This is a genomic window from Kitasatospora sp. NPDC058162, assembly GCF_042884005.1.
Lineage (GTDB): Bacteria > Actinomycetota > Actinomycetes > Streptomycetales > Streptomycetaceae > Kitasatospora.
In genome coordinates this window covers 13,866-33,627 of record NZ_JBHVUS010000053.1, presented here as the reverse complement: position 1 = coordinate 33,627, position 19,762 = coordinate 13,866, and the positions used below count along the sequence as shown (strand labels likewise).

The following is a 19,762-nucleotide window of genomic DNA, read 5'->3' as shown; positions in this document are numbered from 1 at the left end:
CGCGGGCGTCCCGGGACGCAGCGGGGACGCGCAGACGGCTCCGGGAACGGGCTCCGGGCGGAACACTGTCGAACTGCGCCGCAGTCCTCCTGCCGGGCTGCCGGAGTTCGCCGTGCGAACGGCACGGACGGCACGGACGGAGTGCGGCGACACCATCCCGATCAGGAACAGTGCTGGTGGGACCCGCTGCCGTGCGTTCCGTCCGACGGCACCGGGGCGTGTCACTTCGCCAGCTCGACCCAGCACTGACCACGACCAGCTCTCAGAAGGATCCATGCGCATCTCCACCTCCCTCAAGCGGGCCGCCCTGGTCGGCGCGGTCACCGTCGCCCTGGCCACGGGCGTCAACGGGACCGCGAACGCCGCCGGCTACGACGGACAGGACCCGATCTCGTCCGGCTGCGCCGCCGACGCGATCACCGCGAAGTCCGTGGCCCTGAACGCGGACGGCATCGGCCAGGTCGGCACCCTCGAGCTGCGGTACAGCCCCTCGTGCCGCACCGCCTGGGCCCGCGTCTACTCCCGGGGCAGCAACCTCTGGGCGAACGTGGTCCGTCAGAGGGACAACCAGCGCTCGGGTTGCGACAAGGCGTCCTGGGACTCGGGCTCCGGGCAGTACTACTGCTACACCCCCATGGTCAACGACGCCGGCTACTTCTCCTACGCCGTCGGCAACGCCACCGACTCCTCCGGGCAGATCGGCAGCCACGCGGGATACACCCCCTTGTACTGACAGCGGTCCGCCCGTGACGACGGTGCCCCCGAACGGCTGGTCCGTTTCGGGGGCACCGTCGTCATGGCGGTGCCGAGGCCCTGTCCGCCGCCCGTCCCAGCGGGTGGGTGAACGTGATCTCCGTCGTGAAGGCTGTTCGAGTGATTGGATCGTCACCTTCTGTGCGCGGATGTGCGGCGTGTGGTGCGATGCCGACGTGAAATCCGGGGGGCGGGCGCGGAGAGCGACGCCCGCCCTGGATCCGTGGACGATCGAAGGGAAGCCCATGGTGCTCCGCCTGCTGGCCGCGACTGGTGTCGCCACGTCATTGTTCGGCTCGTCGGCCTTCGGCGGCAGCCCGCCCCCGCCGCCCCCGCCGACGGACCGGATCGTCATCGACAGCGTGGTGGCCAACGGTTCCGGCTGCCCGGCGGGGACGGCCGCCGTGGCGGTGTCCCCGGACGGCACCGCCTTCACCGTCACCTACAGCAACTACCTCGCCCAGGTGGGGCCCGGGACGTCGCCGACCGACTTCCAGAAGAACTGTCAGCTCAGCCTTTCCGTGCACGTCCCCGGTGGCCTGACGTACGCGGTCGTGTCCGCCGACTACCGCGGCTTCGCGTCCCTGGCGCCGGGCGCGTCCGGGACCCAGCGGGCCGGCTACCACTTCCAGGGCGACCCCCGCACCACCAACGCGACCCACCAGTTCAAGGGCGGGTTCAACAACGACTGGGAGACGACCGACACCGTGCCCGCCCCCGCCCTGGTCTTCGCCCCCTGCGGGGAGGAGCGCAACCTCACCATCGACACCGAACTGCAGGTCGACGCCGGCACCTCGAGCCCGAGCGCCACCAGCTTCATGGAGATGGATTCGACGGACGGCACGATCAAGACCGCCTACCACCTGGCATTGAGACAGTGTCCGTGATCCACTGAGTCGGGGCGGCCCGCGTTCGGGCCGCCCCTTCGCCGTTCCAATCCGCCCCGTTCACCCTGCCGCTTTGAGGCCCACCGGCGGCAGCCGGCCTGAGCGGATGTCAGTGGTCCCGGCGAAGATCGCAGCCATGGATCTCCGCACCGCCCTCGCCGGCCTCGACGCCCACCCCTGGGCCACGGTCAACCACGCCTACGGCCCCGCCGAGGACCTGCCCGGGCTGTTGCGCGCCTTCGCCGAGGGCGGTGAGGACGCCGAGGAGGCGCTGGACGAGCTGTACGGCTCGATCGTGCACCAGGGCACCGTGTACCCGGCCAGCGTCGACGCCGCCCCCTACCTCGCCCGAGTCGCCGCCTCCGGCCGCCGAAGCGCCGACGCGCTGCGGCTGCTCGGCTGCCTCGCCAAGAGCGAGGACGAGTACGGCGTCGAGCCGGGCGCCGTCCGGGCCGCCGTCGCCGCCCAACTGCCGCTGCTGATAGCCCTGCTGGCCGACGCGGACGCCACCGTCCGGCAAGCGGCCGGCTGGACGGTCGGCCACACCCGGGACACCGGCACCGCCCTGCCCGCCGTCCGGGCCCGCCTCGCCACCGAGACCGACCCCGCCGTCCGGGCCGAACTCCTCACCGTCTACAGCCGGTTGGACCGCACGGGCGCCGCCGACGAGGCCCGCACCCTGCTCGGCCCCGACACCCCCGCACAACTGCGCCTGGCCGCCGTGTTCGCCGCGCTGGACGCCGACGAGCCGTGGCTCGCCGCCCACCACGACACCGTCCTCGGCCTGCTGCCCGCCCGGGAAACGGTCAGGTCCGGGTACGCGGACGAGCACCGGGAGCCGCTGCGCACGATCGTCGGAGTCCTGCTGGGACGGGGCACCGGCGCCGCCCGCGAGAGCGCGCTCGCCCTGCTCGACGCCGCCCTGCGCGACGAGCGCCCCGAGGTACGGGCCGAGGCCCTGTGGGCGGCCGACCGTGCCTGCATGCTGTCCCGCAGCGCCCCGCAGCGGCTGATCCCGGCGATCGCCCCGCTCGCCGCCGACTGGGCGGCCGCCCAACTGCTGGCCAAGCTCGGCCCGGCCGCCGCCGACGCCGCGCCCGTCCTCGCCGAACTCGCCGCGCAGCCCGACGACGAGGCGGCCGACCAGGCCCTCGCCGCGCTCGTCCTGGTGGCGCCGCGGGCCGCAGCCCCGCTGCTGGCCCGGGCCCTCGGCCGCCGCCCGCGCGCCATGCAGTCCGCCGCCGGGTCCTACGCCCCGGCCGACGCTCCCTTCCCGTTCGACCCGGAACTGTTCGCCGCGGTCCGCGCCCGCCTGGCCGCCAAGGCCCTGGAGCGTCCCACCGGATGCGAGGGCTGCGGCTGCTCGACGACCGAGGACCACAACGACACCGCCGGCCTGGTCCACCTGCTGCGGCAATGGGGCCCGCAGGCCGTCGAGGCACTGCCCGAACTGTGCGCCGTCCTGCCCCGGTTCCAGTACGCCGCCACGGCCATCACCGCCGTCGCCACCGACCTCGGGCCCGAGCAGCGCGAGCAGGCCGCCACCGCCCTGCGAGCCGACGCCGGGAAGCTCCTCGTGGCGCGGGCACTGCACGAACTGACCGGCGAGGCCGGGCCGTTGCTGGCCGCCGCCGAGGCGGCGCTCGCCACCGGCGTGCGCGGCGCCGCCGAGGGCGCCGACGCCGCGGCCGACCTCGGCCCGGCGGCCGCCCGCCTCACCCCGGCCCTGCGGGAGGCGCTCGGCCGCACCGCCGAGCGCGACACCACGCCCCAGACGGACACCGACCTGGCCCTGGCGCTCGGCCTGTGGCGGATTACCGGGGAGGCGGCCGAAGTCCTCCCGGTCCTGGCCTCGGTACTCGACAACAGCCGAGGCCGGCAGTGGTTCCACCGGACGGCCGCCCGCGCCGCCCGCGAGATCGCCGCACTCGGCCCGGCCGGACGCCCGCTCGCCGCCCGCCTCCACACCCTCCTCGACGACCCGGCCCAGGCACCCTCGGCCGTCCTCGCCCTGCTCGCCGTCGCCGACCTGGCCGGCCTCGACCACGCCCGCCTCGCCGAAGCGGCCCTCCACTCGGCCGAGACCCACGCCGACCTCAGGGGCGCCTGCGCCGCCCTGCGGGCACTCGGCACCTCCGCCCTGACACCGCAGCAGCACGACCGGCTGACGGCGCTCGCCACCGGGGACCGCCGCCTGGCCGTCTCCGGGTCCGACCACGCGATGATCCGCGAGGACGAACACCTGCGCACCGCGCTGGCATCCGTCCTCGACCAGGCCGACTGAGGCGCGGGCCTCTCCCGCGCCTTGGCCCTGCCCGGCGCCGGAGTGCCTGCGGTCGACATGCCGGTGGCCCAGCCGACAATGCACGAGTACGCCAGTATGATCATCGCCGCGTATCGGCTCGGGGCCGGAATGACGGGGTGGGGGGCGGACATGCCGGAGTGGTGGCGGAACCGGTCGCAGCGGCGTGCGGCCGCGCGCGCGGAGTCGCTCACTGACCAGTCGAACCGTCTCGCGGCCGCCGGCCAGTGGGCGCGGGTCGAAACCGTACTGCGGCAGGTCATCCGGCTGCGCACCGACCAACTGGGCCCGCACGCGTCGGCCACTGTGGCCGCGCGCGGTGAACTGGCTGCGGCCCTGGTCGCGTTGAGGCGGTATGAGGAGGCCGAGGCGGAGTTGCGGGTCGCTCTGCCGCCGGCCGTTGCGGCCCAGGGCGAGGACCACACCGACGTGCGTGAGCTGCGGGCCGTGCTCGGCCGTGCCCTGGTCGAGTTGAGGCGGTACGAGGAGGCCGAGCCCGAGCTGCGGGCTGTTCTCCCGCTGGCCGTCGCGGCCCGGGGCGAGGACTCCGACGACGTCCACGACCTGCGGTTCCTGCTGGGCCGCGTCCTGATCGCCACCGGACGCCCGGCGGAGGCCGAGGAACTGGCGTGCGCGGTGCTGGCCGCGCATCCCGCCGTGGATCCGGTGCGCCTGCGCGCGTGGAGGGCCAGGGCGCTGGCGCTCAACGGCCTCGGCCGCCACCGTGAGGCCGCGGCCGAGTACACCGCGCTCCTGACCGCCGCCCCGGCGGTGCTCGGCGAGCGTCACCGGCTGCTGCTGGTGGTCCGCTCGCTACGGTTCCAGCAGCTCGCGGTCCTGGGTGAGTGCGACCAGGTCGAACAGGAATACCCAGCCCTGCTGTCCGCCCTTCCCGACGGCGACAGCCTCCGCTCCTCCGTGCACAGCGCGAGGGTCTTCGCCCTCAACGTCGCGGGCCGGCACACCGAGGCCGAGGCCCTCGCCCGGAAGGCACTGGCCCGCCATCCCGGGATCGGCCTCTCCCTCGGACTCGCCCGCAGCCTCAACGCCCTCGGCCGGTCCACGGAGGCGCTCCAGGTCCTCACCGACGCCGAAGCGGAGACCCCCAGGTCGGTCGAGGGCGCGCTCGCCGTCCTGCTTGCCATCCTTACCGCCCAGGCCCTGCTCGGCCTCGACCGGCCGGACGAGGCCGAGACCCAGGCCAGGCGTGCGGTCGACCTCGCCCAGTGCTACTACCACCCGGACAACCACCGGGCCCTGGAAGCCGCCACCACCGTGGGTCGCGTCCTCGCCGCCCAAGGCCGGCACTCCGAGGCCACGACCCAGCTGTCCCGCTGCGCGACCGTCTGGCGCGAGCACTTCGGCGCCCGGCACCCGTACACCGTGGCCGTCGAGGCCGACCTCGCGGCGCTTTGTGGCGGGCGGCCCTGCGGCTGACCCCCGCTCAGGCGGTGGGCGGGCCGCAGTGTGCGGGCCTCGGGCTGCCGGAAAACCTGTTCGTGGCTCTGTGTCCGAACGATAAGATCTCCACGAAACGCACACCTGTGCGACAAAGTTCCGTAGAGAAGCAGGTCCATGCATCACCCGCTCGTCATCGTCCCCCTCGTCGTCCTCCTCATCAGGCTGGGCCTGTGGCTGAACAAGCGCCGCAAGGCCACCGCCGGCCACGATGCGCCCGCAGCCGGCTTGGTGCCGCGCGCCGAACTGGTGGAAGTGGGCAGCGAGCCCGCCGACCCGGCGGCGCGGGCCGCGCTGAACGCGGCGAAGGCGGGGGACTGGCGGCCCGCCGCGGCCTACCTCTCGGAGGGCGGCGGTGACTGGAGCACCCGCTACGCCCGGATGGGCCCGTTCGGCGACCTCGCGGCCACCGACGACACCTGGCTCTGGCAGTGGCGCAAGGAGCAGCCGTTCAGCCCCGAGGCCGCCCAGGTGCAGACCGACGCCCTGGTCAAGCGGGCGTGGGAGATCCGCACCGGGAAGTACGCGTCCGAGGTGACCCGCGAGCAGGCGATGGGCTTTCACCAGGTGCTGCAGGAGGCGGCGGAGGTGTCGGAGGAGGCGGTCCGACTCGCCCCGGCCGGGGACCCGAACGCCTGGGTGATGCAGCAGCCGATCGCGATGGGCCAGGGCTGGTCGAACGAGCGCTACCGCGCGCTGTGGTCGGAGATCGTGGCCCGCGAGCCCCACCACTACGGCGCCCACGCCGCCGCGCTGCAGTACTGGTGCGAGAAGTGGCTCGGCAGCAACGAGTTGATGCACGGGTTCGCGGACGAGGCGATCGCCGGAGCGCCGGCGGGCAGCCTGCTGACCGTGCTGAAGCTGCGGGCGTACTGGGAGCAGGTCCTGCGCGACAAGTCCGCGGCCCCGCTCTACCGTTCGGCCGAGTACACGGCCGCCCTGGACGCGGCGCTGGCCGACCTGGCAGCCGCCGACCCCGCCCACCCCGGCATCGTCCCCGTGCGTGGCTGGATCGCCCACGGCCTGATCGAGAACGGCCGCCCGGCGCAGGCGCTGGACCTCTTCCGCGGGATGGGCCGGGAGATCGCCGGTCCGTGGATCTACTACGGGAACCCGGCCGCCGTCTTCGACCGCGCCCGCACCAAGGCCGCCCACGCGGCGGCCTGACGCCCGTCGCGCCGGCGGCTCGCGGCTGCTCGCGGGGACCGGGGCGGTGCCGGGCAGGGCGGGGGCGAGCAACCCGCCGCGCCCGCGGGCGGCCGCTCCGGTCCTGCCGTGCTCAGCGGAGGGCGTCCAGGTGCCGGTAGAGCTCCTTGTGTCCCTCCGGGCCGGGGTGCAGGCCGTCGACGAGCAGGTCCGGCTGCTCGCGGAGCGGCTCCCACAGGTCGAGGAAGTCGATGTGGTGGTCCGCGCACCAGGTCCGCAGGGCCGCGCGCAGGGCGAGCGCCCGGTCCGTCGTGAAGCGGAGGCCCTCGTAGTCGCCGGTGCGCGTCTCGTCGAGCCAGATCGGTCCGGCGACGACCAGGCGCGCGTTGTGCCGCTGGGCCGTCGCGGCCAGCGAGTCGAGGCGGCCCGCGATGTGCGCGAGCCCGTCGTGGCCGGCGTCCGTCGTGGCGAGCGGCACGGCGGAGTCGTTGATCCCCGCCGCCACGATGAGGGTGTCCGGGTGACGGGGAGCCAGGAGCGCGGGGGTCTGCTCGCAGACGTCCGCCAGGGTGCTGCCGGGGATGGCGAGGTTGAAGACCCGGTGCCCGGTCTCGTTCGCCGCGATGTGAGCTGCCGCCAGGTGCCCGGCCCAGCCGCCCTGGGGGTCGCAGCGTCCGTAGGCGATGCTGTCGCCGACGATCACGATCCGTGCCGCCGAGCGCAGCGGGTTCGCGTCCAGGTAGGCCCAGGCCGTTTCCCCCGAGGTGAGCAGGACCCGTCGCCGGGCGTAGTCGGCGACCTCGTACGCGTCGGCCGCGGCCAGTTCCTGGTCGGTCAGGCGCAGGACGGCGCCCGCGACGGTGCTGCCGAGCCTGCGCTCCAGGGTCAGGTGCACATCCTGGCCGCTGGTGGCGATCACGTCTTCGTCGGTGATGGCGAGGGGCTTGGCCGCGTAGCCGGCCAGGGCCGCCGGGGTCATCGCCACGATGCGCCCGAAGAGCGCGGTCTGGACTTGCGGGTCCAGCAGCGTGCCGAAGGAGAACAGGGTGTGGGGGTGGGACTCGGTCACCGTGAAGCCGTGGCCTTTCGATTGGGGATGATCGACTCACTCTATGTCGGCCCTGCGGATCCCGTCACAGTGGCCCTGAACTGGTCACGGTGCCTCTGAGCTGGGACGGCTTCGGCGAGTGCGCTGCGCCTTTCCGCTGAGAGCCCGGTGGCGGGAAGGGGCCGGTGACCACCGGTGACCACCCGACAAAGGCGGTGCGGGATATGTCGGGTGGCCGGAACCGGCGCCACCGCATGATGGGGGCATGGATGACACGACCCTGGTAACCCGGTTCCTGCGCGACGGCTTCGTGAAGCTGGAAGGCGCCGTCGCACCCCGGGTGGCCGCCGACTGCGCACGGCTGCTCTGGCAGGAGACCGGCTGCGACCCGCACGACCCCGCCACCTGGACCCAGCCCGTCCACTGGATCCCCGGCATGGCCCAGGGGCCCTTCGCCGCCGCACCCAACTCCCCGGCCCTGCACCGCGCTTACGACCTCCTCGTCGGCAAGGGGCGCTGGGAACCGCGCTACTCGCTGGGCACCTTCCCCCTGCGCTTCCCCCACGAGGAGGAACCGGACGACGCCGGCTGGCACATCGAGGGCAGCTACCTCCCCGAGGGCGAGACCTGGTACTTCACCAACCTCCACTCCGACGGGCGCGCGCTGCTCATGCTGTTCCTCTTCAGCGAGGTCGGCGAGCACGACGCCCCGACCCGCATCCGCGTCGGCTCCCACCTCGACGCCCCCAGGGTGCTGGAGAAGTACGGACGGGACGGCGCGAGCGGACTGGTTCTCGCCCCCGACCTGGTGACGGCCTCCGCCCACCGGCCCGTCGCCCTGGCCACCGGCTCCCCGGGCGACGTCTACCTCTGCCACCCCTTCCTCGTCCACGCCGCGCAACCGCACCACGGCACCCGCCCGCGCCTCATGGCCCAACCACCCCTGATGCCCGCCGCACCGTACGAACTGGACCGCGCCGACGGCGCGTACTCACCCGTGGAGACCGCCATCCGCCGGGGCCTTGGGCAGGACACCCCCGACCCGGACGGCCACGGTCCGAAATCCGATGGATCCTCCGCCGCGCGCGAGGCACAATCCCGGTGAACCGCAGCGGGGGGAGCTTGTTTGGACGTGTTCGAGTGTGCCGGGTGGGCGAGCCGTGGCGCCCACCCGACCGCGAGGCGACGGTGGTGCCGCTGGACAGCGGGGTCTGGGCGTACCTGACCAGCCCCGGGGAGACCTCGCCGATGCCCGCCACCGGGGTACTCCCGGAGGGTGTCCTGCGCGACGACTACCCGCTGCCCCCGCGCCCCCGGTGCCCCCTGGAACCCCACCACGGTGCCTTCAGGGCCACCCTGGTCGGGCTGCCCGCGATCCGTGGCCCCCGGCTGCGCAGGTACCACGACTCGTACCGGCCATGAGCGTCCGCTGGGCGACGGCGGGGCCCATGACCTGTGAACCAGGGCGTCTGCGTTCGGGGTACGGGCGGTGACGGCCCCGCGTGCCGCAGCGGCCGACGTCCTGTCCGCGGCCGGGACCCGGGGTGACAGACTGTCGGTCATGAGTGATCAAACCGGCCATCCGACCCACCGCCCGCTGGCCCAGCCGTTCTCGCACGCGAGTGCCGCCGCCGACGAACCCCTCGTCGAACGAGTGCTCCCGACCGAGCGCCTCGGCTCTCCGTTCGCCGTCCCGACCGCCTCCGAGGCCGAGCCCGGCGAGGTCCTCCCGTAAGGCCGCCCGTGGTTGCCTCGGCCCCGGCCTGAGCGAAGCGGGCCCGGGCCCACACCTGAGAGGCACACCCGGTACGCGAGCGGCCCCGCACCCGGAAACGGGGTGCGGGGCCGCTGCGTTGCGCCGGTTCTCAGCAGCGGGGCACGCCGGGTACGGTGTGGAACGCTCCGGCGCCGTCGACGAACGGCGCGAAGGTCCAGGACTGTCCGACCCCGGTGGCCTGGTTGTTCCGGTACACGAACGTGGTGTGGTACCAGACGTCACCGAAGGACCCGGGGGCCGGGTCCACGGCCACGGTTCAGGCCGCCTCGGCCGTCTCGTCGGCGGGGAGCGCCGGGAGGATCCGGCTCCTTCCGCCGTTCACCGCGAAGTACAGCGAGCCGGCGACGATGACGCCGATGAACCAGCTGTACGGCCCGAGCGCCGCGGCGTAGCCGGCCGGCCCGTAGACCGGCAGGAGGCTGGAGAAGACCGCGCCGACGGCGGCGGCGGCGAACGCCCGGATGTTCCAGCCGCCCTGGAAGCGGAACACGCCGTTCTCCTGGTAGAGCGCGGGGACGTCGATCCGGGCCCGGCGGATCAGGTGGTAGTCCACGATGACCACCCCGAAGATCGGGCCCATGGTCGAGCCGATGGCGTTGACGAAGCTCGGCGCGTTGTCCCAGGGGTGCAGGGGGTAGAGCAGGAGGGCGATGCCGGCGGCGATCAGGCCTCCGCGCCGGAAGTCGATGTATTTCGGGGCGACGTTGGCGAAGTCGAACGCCGGGCTGACGAAGTTCGCGACCACGTTGATGCCCAGGGTGGCGACCGCGAAGGTCAGCGCGGCCAGCAGGACCAGGTAGACGCTGTCGAACCTGGCGGAGATCTTGGCGGGTTCGAGGATCACCTGGCCGTAGACCTTGCCGGCGGCCGCGGTGGTCAGGGCGGCGACGAAGGAGAACAGGATGAGGTTGACCGGCAGCCCCCAGAGGTTCCCCTTGCGCAGGGTCTTCTCGTCGGGCACGAAGCGCGCGAAGTCGCCGAAGTTGAGGACGAGGGCCGCGAAGTAGGTGATCCACGTGGCCGCTATCGCCGCGATCGCGGCGAGCGAGCCCGGGACGACGTCCAGGCCGGTCGAGCTCTTGGCGAGCGCGGCGAGGTCCCCGGCCGGCATGTCGACGGAGAAGGACAGCGTGCCGGCCTTGACCGACAGGACGACGGCGAGGACCAGCATCATCAGCCAGACGACCGGCCCGGCGAAGTCCTGGAAGCGGCGCACCGTCTCCATCCCCTTGCTGATGACCAGCAGTTGTGCTGCCCACACCCCCAGGAAGCACACCGTCTCCAGGCCGCTGTGTCCGAGCAGGTGGGTGCTCTCGTGGAACTGCCTGGGGCCGCTGTACCTGGTGAGGAAGGCGACGATCGCGCCCGCTGCGGCGCTGGTCTGCGCCCCGTACCAGAAGGTGGCGACCACGGCCCGCACCAAGGCCGGGACGTTCGCGCCGAAGGTGCCGAACGAAGCCCGCGCGAGCACCGGGTACGGCACGCCGGTGCGCACTCCCGCCTTGCCGATCAGCGTCATCAGCCAGTAGATCACCAGCGAGCCGACGCCGATCCCGATGACGAACTTGAAGGCGTTGCCGGCGACGAGGAACAGGCTGGCGGCCAGGAAGTAGCCGTAGAGGCTGTGGACGTCGGAGGTCCACACGTTGAAGATGCTGAACGCGCCCCACTTGCGCTCGGTGGTGGGGGCCAGGTCGTCGTTGTAGAGGCGCGGCGAGTACTGCGCCGGGACCGGTGCCGGGGTGAGGGCCGTGTCCGCTTCCGCTGTCATGCTCTCTCCTTGCCGCTCTGACCTGCGGAAGCACGTTTGCTCCGTCGTGGTGGCAGGCCAGGTGCCAGATGGCATACAGGGAACGGGCCGTGCGTTTCCTCCCGATGCCGCGGATGTAAGCGGAACGTCAACTTCGGAAGCGCTGTTTCGCATGGCGGAACAAGGTGCGCCGGGGGCTCAGCCCCCGGCGCACCCGGGCGAATCCTCAGGACAGCGACCACCGCTGGTTGGACTGGCCGTTGCAGGCCCACAGCTGGACCGGTGCGCCGTTGCCGGTGGAGGCGCCAGACACGTCCAGGCACAGCCCGGACTGCACCCCGGTGACGGTGCCGTCGGCGTTGAAGGCCCACTGCTGGTTGCTCTGGCCGTTGCACGTCCAGACCGCGACCTTGGTGCCGTTGGTCGTGCCCCTGCCGTAGGCGTCCAGGCAGAGCCGGTCCGTGCCGCCGTAGACCGTCAACTCGCCAGCGGACGTGCGGGTGAAGAGCTGGTTGGCCGCACCGCTGCAGTCCCAGATCTGGGTCTGGGTGCCGGGGGAGGTTGACGCGTTCGGCACGTCCAGGCACCTGCCCGCCCCCACGGCGTGCACCGCCCCGCTGACATCACCGCCGCCGTCGCCGCCGCTGCCCGTCACGCCCGACTGGGCGATCACCTGCTGCGCCCCGGACGGCCAGTTGGTGCCGCTGACCTGGACGTTCCCGGTGAGGACGTTGTTGTGCGGGGCTCCGGTGGCGACCTGGGTGGCGCCCGCGTTGTACCAGTTGCCCGAGAAGGTGCTGTCGTTGGTGTTGTTCCCGCCGCTCGCGTTGGTGAAGGCCCACACGCCCGAGTCCTGGACCACGTTGCTGCTGAGGGTCTCGCTGCGGGAGCCCTCGTCCAGGTAGAGCCCGACGGTGTTCCTGTTGTCGTAGACGTAGTTGTGGTCGACGCTCGTGCCGGGGTCGGCGGACAGGGTGTAGATGCTGCCGCCGTCGTGGAACACCTGCTTGGTGCCGTGCACCTTGTTGTAGCTGATGACGGTGTTCTTCAGGGTCGTCGGCGTGGTGTAGACGGGCTGGTAGTCGTAGAGGCCGCGGTTGCGGTAGTCCTGGCTGCCGCCGGCGTCGTTGGCTCCCCAGCCCCATCCGACGTCGATGCCGTCGTAGGCGAGGTTGGAGACCTCGTTGTGGGTGATGACGGCGTGGGTGACGTAGGTCGAGAGGATCCCGGCCATGTCCTTGTAGTCCTTGGCGACGTCACTGATCCGGTTGTTGCGGATGGTGATGTCCCGGTCGGTCATCGCGGCGTCGGACGGGTGGTGGGCGTCGGGCTGCACGCCGCCGACCACGATGCCCGCGCCGGAGTCGTCGGTGAACGTGCTGTCCGAGACGGTGATGTCCGAGGCGCCCAGGCCGACGCCGGAGGCATGGGCGTCGGCGTCGTTGCCGATGCCCAGGCCCACCTGGCCGAGGTGGGCGAAGGAGTCGCCGGAGAAGGTGATGGAGGCGGCCGCCGAGACCTGCACCGCCGCCGGCACCTGGTTCCAGTTGTTGCGGGCGGCCTCGAACAGCGGGCATCCCGACTGGCACGAGGTCATGAAGTCCGAGGGCTGGGTGAAGGGGCGCGACAGGAACGCCCCGCTCTGCTGGTCGGCGTAGCCGACGGAGGTGCCGGGCTGCAGCCAGGTGGTGTGGCTGAAGGCGATGCCCTGGAAGGCGATGTCGTGCACGGGGCTGGGGTAGCTGCCGCTGATCTGCAGCAGGGACGTCAGGCGGGGCAGTTCGATGTCGTGGGCGGCGGCCGACCAGCCCGCAGGGGCCTTGTAGTACAGCCGGCCCGCCTGCGGGTCCAGGAACCACTGTCCGGCGGACTTGAGGAACGCGTACGAGTTCTCCAACTGCAGCGCCCCGCCGGCGAAGGGCTTGGCCAGGGTGTCGTAGCCCCAGTTGTTGTTGTTCCACGCGGGTTGCTGCATGGTGACCGTCGTCCCGCTGATGGACTGCACCGGCGCGTAGCGGTCGGTGAAGGAGTTCTGGCTCTCCAGCTCGATCCTGCTCTGCTGGGGCAGCGTGGCCAGGTAGTTCAGTGCCGGATTGACGATGGTCATCCCGCCGGCGGTGATGTTCACGTCCGAGCGCGAGACCGGGATCGCCGCCCGCGGCGCCAGCATCCCGTCGACGTACAGCTGCCGCGAGTCGGTGCCGGACGGCACCGGCGCCGCGTAGATGTCGTTCGCGGGGTCCGTCAGGGTCCAGCCCGTCACCTGCTGCCCGCCCGACAGCACCGGGGTCGCGCCCGGGGCGGCCTGCCAGAGCACCCGGTGGCCGTTGCCGCCCGAGTCCGCGGCGCCGAGCGTGAGCGGAGCGGTCAACCGGTAGGTCCCGCCGGCCAGTTGGACCACGATGTCGCCGGTCATGCCCGCGTTGACGGCTTCCACGGCGGTCTTCGCCTGGGTCAGGGAGCAGGGGGCCGAGGCCGAGCACGTGCTCCCGCTACCGGTCGGCGCGACGTACAGGGTGGTCGTCGTCGCCGCGTGCGAGGCCGCGGCGGGCGCGGCCACGACGGCGCCGGCGGCCAGGGCCGCGACGGCGAGGGCCGCTCTCGTGCGGCCGGGCGCCGGGAGTGCGCGTCGGGTGGGCTTCATGGGGTTGCTGTCTCCTCGCGTGGGTGGTGGGCCGGGGTGGAGGTGTACGGGAACGGGCGCCGACGGTCAGCTCAACTGCGGGCCCACTTCTGGTTGCTGGCACCCGTGCACTGCCACAGCTGGAGCAGGGTCCCGTTGGCGGTGCCGTAGGCGCTGACGTCCAGGCACAGGCCGGACTGCACGCTCGTGACGGTGCCGTCGGCGTTGAGGTTCCACTGCTGGTTGGACTGGCCGTTGCAGTCCCAGATGATCGCCTTGGTGCCGTTCGCCGTGCCCCGGGCCTCGGCATCCAGGCACTTGCCGCCGTAGACCCGCAACTCCTTGGCGCCGGTCGGCGTCCACTGCTGGTTCGTGCCGCCGCTGCAGTCCCAGAGCTGCGTCTGGATGCCGTTGGCCTGGCTGGAGTTCGGGACGTCCAGGCAGCGGTTGGCGCTGGTGCTGCGCAGCGGACCGGCCGGGCCACCGCCGGTGCCGGAACTGCCGTAGCCGGCGGCGGTGATGCTCGTCTGCACCGCGTTCTCGGTGGCGTCCGGGGGGAAGCCCGCGGTGATGGCGCCCTCGAAGAACTCGCCCTGGCCGGAGACGCTGTTGTCGCCCCCGGTCCCGAGCAGCAGGGAGCTGTCGGTCTTCATCGGCGAGTAGCCGTTGGGCAGGGCGCCGGAGTAGGGGGTGGTGAGCCCGCCGCTCGCGGCGTTCCCGTACTTCAGCGTGAAGTTGCTGGTCCCGTTGTTCTTCTCCATGGCGCTGACGAAGGGGTAGTGGACGCCCTGGTTGCCGGGATCCTTGTTGGAGCCGGTGTTGGTGTGGAACATCCCGTTCTCCAGGTCGGCCTCGACCCAGGGGCCGGTGCCGGTGCAGCCCTTGAACCAGCAGGCGTTGCCCCAGTAGATGGCGTTCATCGTGGCGTCGCCGGTGTCGGTGTGGCTGTTCTCGCCGCTGCCGTAGTCGAAGCAGCACCACTGGTTGGTGAAGTCGGAGGAGGTCACCATGTAGATGCCCTCGGGCTGGGAGCCGGTGGGCGCCCCGCTGGCGTGGTCGATCCGGTACCCCACGCCCTGGGTGACCTTGACGCCGAAGACCTGGTGCCCGCCCGCCGTGACGGGCAGGGCCGAGGCGTCGGCGCCGACGTCGTAACCGTTCGGGCCGGGGCCCTTCCAGTAGCCGCCCCACGAGATGGCCAGGTCGTTGTGGTGGCTGGTCTGGTCGTAGATCTTGGTGATGGTGCAGGAGGTGCCGGCGCAGAAGGAGGTCTGGGCCGACGCATCGGCGTAGCCGCCGGCGGCGAGCAGGCCCACGTCGTGGGACGCGTGGTCGGACGCGCGCTGGACCTGGTACAGCGGGCCGTCGTAGCCCGCGAACAGCGCCCTGGTGGTGGCGTGGGCCGCGATGCAGGGCGCGCCGCCGGCCGCGTAGAGGTCGCAGGGCAGCGCCGCCGCCGGGGCCGCTGCTGCGGCGGGGCGGGCTGCGACGGGGACCGTCCCCGCGGCGGGACCGCTCGCGGCGGCCGGGCCGCCGAGCACGGCCATCGTCACCGCGAGGACCAGCAGCAGCACGGCGCCCGGCCGGGCCAGCCGCAACGGGCGCAACGGGCGTAAGAGGTGGGAGCGGGTGGTCGTGCGGTGGTGCATCGGAGCCTCCTGCGGGTGGGACACGAGGACGCGAGGACACGGGGACACGGGGGAGGAACAGTGACCGCGGATCAGCGGCGGGACGTGCCGCGCGCCACCGTGGTCCGCGATGAGTACGACACATTCCGGCCACGGTGGATCGGGGCCCGGGTGCGGATTCAGCCGACGGAGCGCTCGTTCGACCAGCTCGGTGCCGTTCCTGGGGTCACAGGACGGCCCCGGCAGGGGAGTTGTGGCAGCTCATTCATGTGAGCGCTCACAATCGAGAGGGAGGATCGCCGGCGGGCACCGCTTGCCGCTGGGGAACTGCGGTGAGCCGAAATGAGACTGACACATGTTTCAGTCGCATGACAAGACATGTGAAGCACATGCCCGATGCCGGCCGGTCCCAGGATCGCGGACCGGCCGGCGCATGGCGCGTCGGACGCCGGGTCAGGGGAAGGCGACCACGTTGCTGGGCACGGTGCTGCCGGTGGGCGTGCTCGCCCCTGTGTCGTTGATGACATGGGTGATCGTGCCCTTGCCGCCGAGGGAGACGGTGAACACGTCGTGGAACCTCACGCCCGGGACCGCCGGTACCTCGAACGCGTGGTAGCTGTTCACCGACGGGTCGACGTTGAAGTAGCAGTAGCTGCCCAGGCCCCACGCCTCGTGCGAGATGACGTTGTCGCCCACCTTGTAGGCGGCGTAGCCGTTGACCCCGGTCGGGCCCGTCCAGGCGGCCTGGTTCGGCACGTCGTACGGCATCTCGTTCTGGAAGAAGATCGTCTTGCCGTTCTGGCCGTTCCAGGTGACGTCGTACTTCTGGTAGTGCTCGACGAACAGGCCCGTCGCCTCGACGTTGTCGCCGTTGACGATCAGGCCGTTGTCGGCCGTGTTGACGTCCCAGCCGACCGTGCCCGCGTTGCCGTGGTCGGCCCGCCAGGCCCAGATGTCGTCGATGATCGCGTCGTTGCTGTTCACGACCAGGCTCGCGGTCGCCCGGCCCGCGATCTCGCCACCGATCCGGAAGAACACGTCCTGGATGGTGGTCGGGTCGCCCGCGTGACTCGCGCCCGTCCTCGGGGCCCCGACCGTCAGCAGCGCGGCCGAGTCGATGGTGCCGGCATCGAACAGCAGGCCCTTGAGCCGGACGCCGTCGACGTCCGCCACCTGCATCGCGTCGACCCCGTTGTCCGGCACGAACGTCGGGTAGCCGATGCCCAGGACCACCGTGTCGGCCTTGGTGACGTTGAGCGTCCGGTCGAGGTGGTAGACCCCCGGGGTGACGAACAGGTTGCACCCCTGGGCCAGCGCCGCGTTGATGGTCGAGGCGGTGTCGCCGGCCTTGACGACGTAGAACCCGTTCATCGGCAGCGAACTGCCCGCGGTGCTGCCGCCCGCCCAGCTGGGGCCCGAGGCGTCGGTGCGCAGAGAAGGCAGGAACACCCGGTACCGGCCGGCGCCGTCGACATAGAGGTAGGGCACGTCACGCGAGACGGGGGTGATGCCCAGCGTGGTCTCCGGGGGGTTCGGGAAGGTGTTCGCCGGAGCACCGCCGGTGCCGGAGAAGACCATGTTCCACACACCGCCGCTCCAACTGCCCAGGCTGCTGTCCCGGGTGTACCACTGCTGCTGCGAGGAGGAGGACGCCTGACCCGCCACCTTGCTGTCGGCGACGTAACCACCGCTCGCCCAGCCGTAGCTGGCCGGGTAGAGCTGCAGGTCGCCGTGGACGTCGACGCGCCGCAACGGCGCCGCCTGCGCCACGGCCCAGCGGTTGCCGCCGGCCGGGTTGATGGCCAGGTTCTCCGCCGAGCGCCAGAAGTTCTGCGTCGCGTTGCCCGCGTCCGAGGCGTTGAACGCGTCGACCGTGACATGGCCGTTGATGGTCACGTCGTCCGGATTCAGCCCCAGACCCGCGACCGAGGTGTAGAACCCGACGTTGTCCTCCACGCTGTACACGCCGGGCTTGAACAGGTCGGCCACCCGGTTCTCGGAGAACTGCGCGGTGTTGGTGTCCTTCATCCGGGCGAACTGCGCGTCGAGCTCCGCCTGGATGGCGGCGCCGGACATGCCCGGGTCGAAGACGTGCACGTTCGGGCCCAGGTCCGGGGTGTCGGACTGGGCCGGGCACCCGGTCGTCGAGCCGCCTCCACCACCCTGGGTGTAGGTGAAGTGCGGGGTGTCGTACTGCGGGCCGCTCTTCTCGTAGGTGAACCAGTACTCGACCGGAGTGCCGGCGGAGAGCGGGCCGACGGTCCGGGTCCAGGTGCCGGCCTCGTTCGCCATCCGGAAGTTCTGCTGGCCGGCACCGTTGACCAGGTAGTGGACGTCGACGTACCGGGCCGGCGTCGTCGGCGTGAACGCGATCCGTACCTGCGTGGCGCCGAGCGGCGTGGCGCTCTGGGTGTAGTCGCCGGACGCTGCGGCCGCGGACGTGAGGCCGAACAGCCCGGCGAACGCCAGGGCGAGGACGGCGAACAGCGCCACGACGCGCGACGGCCCGCGGCCTGGCCTCGGGCTCGGGCTCGGGGCGGGGGTCGGGAGGACTATGCGATGCATGCGGTGGGGGTTCCTCTCGTCTGTGTTCGCGAAATGAACACCGGAGCATGACCCGCGGCCACCGCGGGGCAAGCGCCTTCGAGCCGGTCCACAAGGACCGTCGTCCAACAGCCGATCGGGAGTGAGCATGTCAGAAGGGGAGTCTCATGGCGGCCTGAACCATCGTCAAGAGGCGGCACACCGTTCATCTTCTGAACAAGCCACGCGGCCACCGCCGGACACCCCTTCAGAGACCGACGCCCGGCCGACGCGGGCGGAGTCGCCGGGGTGTCCGGAGCGCCTCGACTCAGCCCGGTGCGTCCATCAGCGCGGTGACAAGGTCCGCCGGGCCCCAGGAGGTGGCCGCCCAGTCGACGACGCCGGTGATCCGGGCCCCGGCCGGGCCGGAGGGCTGAGCGTCGAACAGCACGGTGCCGGGCTGGAAGTCCCGGTGCAGGAAGCGCCCTTCACGGGGCGGTACCGGTCCGCGGAGCACGTCGATCGCCGCGGCCCATGCCGCCGCGTCGGCGCCCTCGGGAGTCACGACGGTGTCGGTGGTCGTCAGCGTCACGTACGTCGGGGGCCGCTCGGCGGGGCGCAGGGCGTGGATGGTCACGAGTCGGCGGGCCAACAGGGGAAGGCGCGCCTCCAGTCCTTCGTCGTCGAGGACCGTCCGGCCCGCCAGATGCGTCATGAGGAGCGACGGGTGCTCGCAGTGTGTGGCGGTCGGGTCCCGGGCGACCAGTTCGGGAGCCGGCACGTCGGTCCCCGCGAGCAGGGTCAGGGCGCCGGCCTCCCGATTCAGCCAGTCCTCGGCATCCGCCACGCCGGGGAAGGTCCGCAGCACCAGGTCATGAGTGCCGCCGTCGCGCGTGCGGATGGTCAGCCTCCGCATCTCGGCGGTGCTGCCGCCGTGCAGCGCGCGGGTTCGGACGATCCGTTCGCCGGCCGCCAGCTGCCGGCGCACCCAGGCCAGTGTCAACGGTCGGATGGTCGCAGCCTCATCGAGGTCCGTCATCGGGCCACCTCGTCACCCGGGTGACGGCACGCGCGAATGCATTCGTCCCACCGGCTCCGGTTTCGACATGTGGGGGCAACCGCGTCCCGGCGGCAACCGTCCGCCGGGACGGGGAGTGGCGAAGCCGGTGGGGTTCGGCGCAGGGTGTCAGGCGCGGGCGTCGATCTTGCCCTGGAGGGCGGCGAGCAGGTCCTTGAGGATGCCGACGGTGACCTCGTCGGTCAGCTCGCCCTGCTCGTCGAAGCGCTCGTGCGAGCGGAAGGCGACCAGCTCGGGCTTGACCACGACGTCGCTGTCGGTCCAGACGAAGACCTGGCGCAGCGCCAGCTGGGCGCGGACGGAGCCGAAGTTGGTGGGGGCGGCGCCCATGATCGCGGTGGGCTTGCGGTGCAGCGGCAGGCTCTCGGTCTTGGTCCAGTCGGTGCTCAGCCAGTCCAGGGCGTTCTTCAGGACGCCGGGGACGGAGTAGTTGAACTCCGGGGTGGCGATGAGCAGTCCGTCGGCCTCGGTGACCTTGCGGCGCAGCTCCTCGACGACGGCCGGGCGCTTGCCGGGGTGGTCGAGGTCGTAGTCGTACGGCGGGATCTCGCGCAGGCCGTCGTAGATCTCGATCTCCATGCCGGCCGGGTTGAGCTTCCGGGCGGCGCGCAGCAGCGCGGTGTTGTGCGAGTCGGCGCGAAGCGAGCCGGAGATGGCGAAGACCTTGGACGCGCTCATGACGGTGCTCCTTGCAATGTGGGTCTGGGTCTGGGTCTGGGTGCGGGTGGGGGCCGGCCAGGTGTGGTTCGGGTGCTGGGGCCGGCTGCCGTTCCGATGCCGAGAAACCTA

At 72.1% G+C, this 19,762-nt stretch carries 15 protein-coding genes and 1 pseudogene; 8 read left to right on the top strand and 8 right to left on the bottom strand.

Annotation, left to right across the window (positions count from 1 at the left end):
- Positions 1-274 precede the first annotated feature (274 nt).
- From ACFVXG_RS43365 to ACFVXG_RS43345, 5 genes are all read left to right on the top strand, one after another.
- Positions 275-733, top strand: a complete 459-nt coding sequence (locus ACFVXG_RS43365) for a DUF2690 domain-containing protein (RefSeq protein ID WP_387936027.1) — start codon at positions 275-277, stop codon at positions 731-733.
- A 265-nt stretch (positions 734-998) separates the two neighbouring features.
- Positions 999-1,640 (top strand): DUF4360 domain-containing protein, encoded by a 642-nt coding sequence (locus ACFVXG_RS43360; RefSeq protein WP_387936026.1) that lies wholly within the window; start codon positions 999-1,001, stop codon positions 1,638-1,640.
- A gap of 136 nt (positions 1,641-1,776) precedes the next feature.
- Positions 1,777-3,924 carry a hypothetical protein gene (locus tag ACFVXG_RS43355; RefSeq protein ID WP_387936025.1) on the top strand — a complete coding sequence of 716 codons (2,148 nt, stop codon included), beginning with the start codon at positions 1,777-1,779 and terminating at the stop codon, positions 3,922-3,924.
- A gap of 150 nt (positions 3,925-4,074) precedes the next feature.
- On the top strand, positions 4,075-5,379 hold the full coding sequence (locus ACFVXG_RS43350) for a tetratricopeptide repeat protein (protein ID WP_387936024.1): 1,305 nt from the start codon (positions 4,075-4,077) through the stop codon (positions 5,377-5,379).
- A gap of 138 nt (positions 5,380-5,517) precedes the next feature.
- Positions 5,518-6,567, top strand: coding sequence for a hypothetical protein (locus tag ACFVXG_RS43345; RefSeq protein ID WP_387936023.1), 1,050 nt, complete (start codon positions 5,518-5,520; stop codon positions 6,565-6,567).
- Between the two features lie 112 nt (positions 6,568-6,679).
- On the opposite strand, the gene ACFVXG_RS43340 is transcribed toward ACFVXG_RS43345, so the two are convergent.
- Positions 6,680-7,615, bottom strand: coding sequence for a GDSL-type esterase/lipase family protein (locus tag ACFVXG_RS43340; protein WP_387936022.1), 936 nt, complete (start codon positions 7,613-7,615; stop codon positions 6,680-6,682).
- Positions 7,616-7,859: 244 nt separating this feature from the next.
- Between ACFVXG_RS43340 and ACFVXG_RS43335 the strand changes: the two genes are divergently transcribed.
- From ACFVXG_RS43335 to ACFVXG_RS43325, 3 genes are all read left to right on the top strand, one after another.
- Entirely contained in the window at positions 7,860-8,699 is an 840-nt protein-coding gene (locus tag ACFVXG_RS43335; protein ID WP_387936021.1) for a phytanoyl-CoA dioxygenase family protein, read from the top strand.
- A 44-nt stretch (positions 8,700-8,743) separates the two neighbouring features.
- On the top strand, positions 8,744-9,016 hold the full coding sequence (locus tag ACFVXG_RS43330; protein WP_387936020.1) for a hypothetical protein: 273 nt from the start codon (positions 8,744-8,746) through the stop codon (positions 9,014-9,016).
- Between the two features lie 139 nt (positions 9,017-9,155).
- The gene (locus ACFVXG_RS43325) at positions 9,156-9,329 is read left to right on the top strand and encodes a hypothetical protein (protein WP_387936019.1); all 174 of its coding nucleotides are present in this window, start codon (positions 9,156-9,158) and stop codon (positions 9,327-9,329) included.
- 130 nt (positions 9,330-9,459) lie between these two features.
- Here ACFVXG_RS43325 and ACFVXG_RS43320 read toward each other — a convergent pair whose 3' ends face one another.
- The 7 genes and pseudogenes from ACFVXG_RS43320 to ACFVXG_RS43290 all read right to left on the bottom strand — a co-directional run bounded on the left by ACFVXG_RS43320 (position 9,460) and on the right by ACFVXG_RS43290 (position 19,651).
- A complete protein-coding gene (locus ACFVXG_RS43320) occupies positions 9,460-9,624 on the bottom strand; it encodes a hypothetical protein (protein ID WP_387936018.1) in 165 nt (54 codons plus the stop codon).
- A 3-nt stretch (positions 9,625-9,627) separates the two neighbouring features.
- Positions 9,628-11,142, bottom strand: a complete 1,515-nt coding sequence (locus ACFVXG_RS43315) for an NCS1 family nucleobase:cation symporter-1 (protein WP_387936017.1) — start codon at positions 11,140-11,142, stop codon at positions 9,628-9,630.
- A 205-nt stretch (positions 11,143-11,347) separates the two neighbouring features.
- Positions 11,348-13,765, bottom strand: coding sequence for a ricin-type beta-trefoil lectin domain protein (locus ACFVXG_RS43310; protein WP_387936016.1), 2,418 nt, complete (start codon positions 13,763-13,765; stop codon positions 11,348-11,350).
- A gap of 71 nt (positions 13,766-13,836) precedes the next feature.
- Entirely contained in the window at positions 13,837-15,393 is a 1,557-nt protein-coding gene (locus ACFVXG_RS43305) for an arabinofuranosidase catalytic domain-containing protein (protein WP_387936015.1), read from the bottom strand.
- 432 nt (positions 15,394-15,825) lie between these two features.
- A complete protein-coding gene (locus tag ACFVXG_RS43300; protein WP_387936014.1) occupies positions 15,826-17,937 on the bottom strand; it encodes a hypothetical protein in 2,112 nt (703 codons plus the stop codon).
- A gap of 307 nt (positions 17,938-18,244) precedes the next feature.
- A pseudogene (locus tag ACFVXG_RS43295) lies at positions 18,245-18,934 on the bottom strand (phosphotransferase family protein); the annotation flags it as partial.
- A 147-nt stretch (positions 18,935-19,081) separates the two neighbouring features.
- Entirely contained in the window at positions 19,082-19,651 is a 570-nt protein-coding gene (locus ACFVXG_RS43290; RefSeq protein WP_387936013.1) for an NADPH-dependent FMN reductase, read from the bottom strand.
- Between the last annotated feature and the right edge of the window lie 111 nt (positions 19,652-19,762).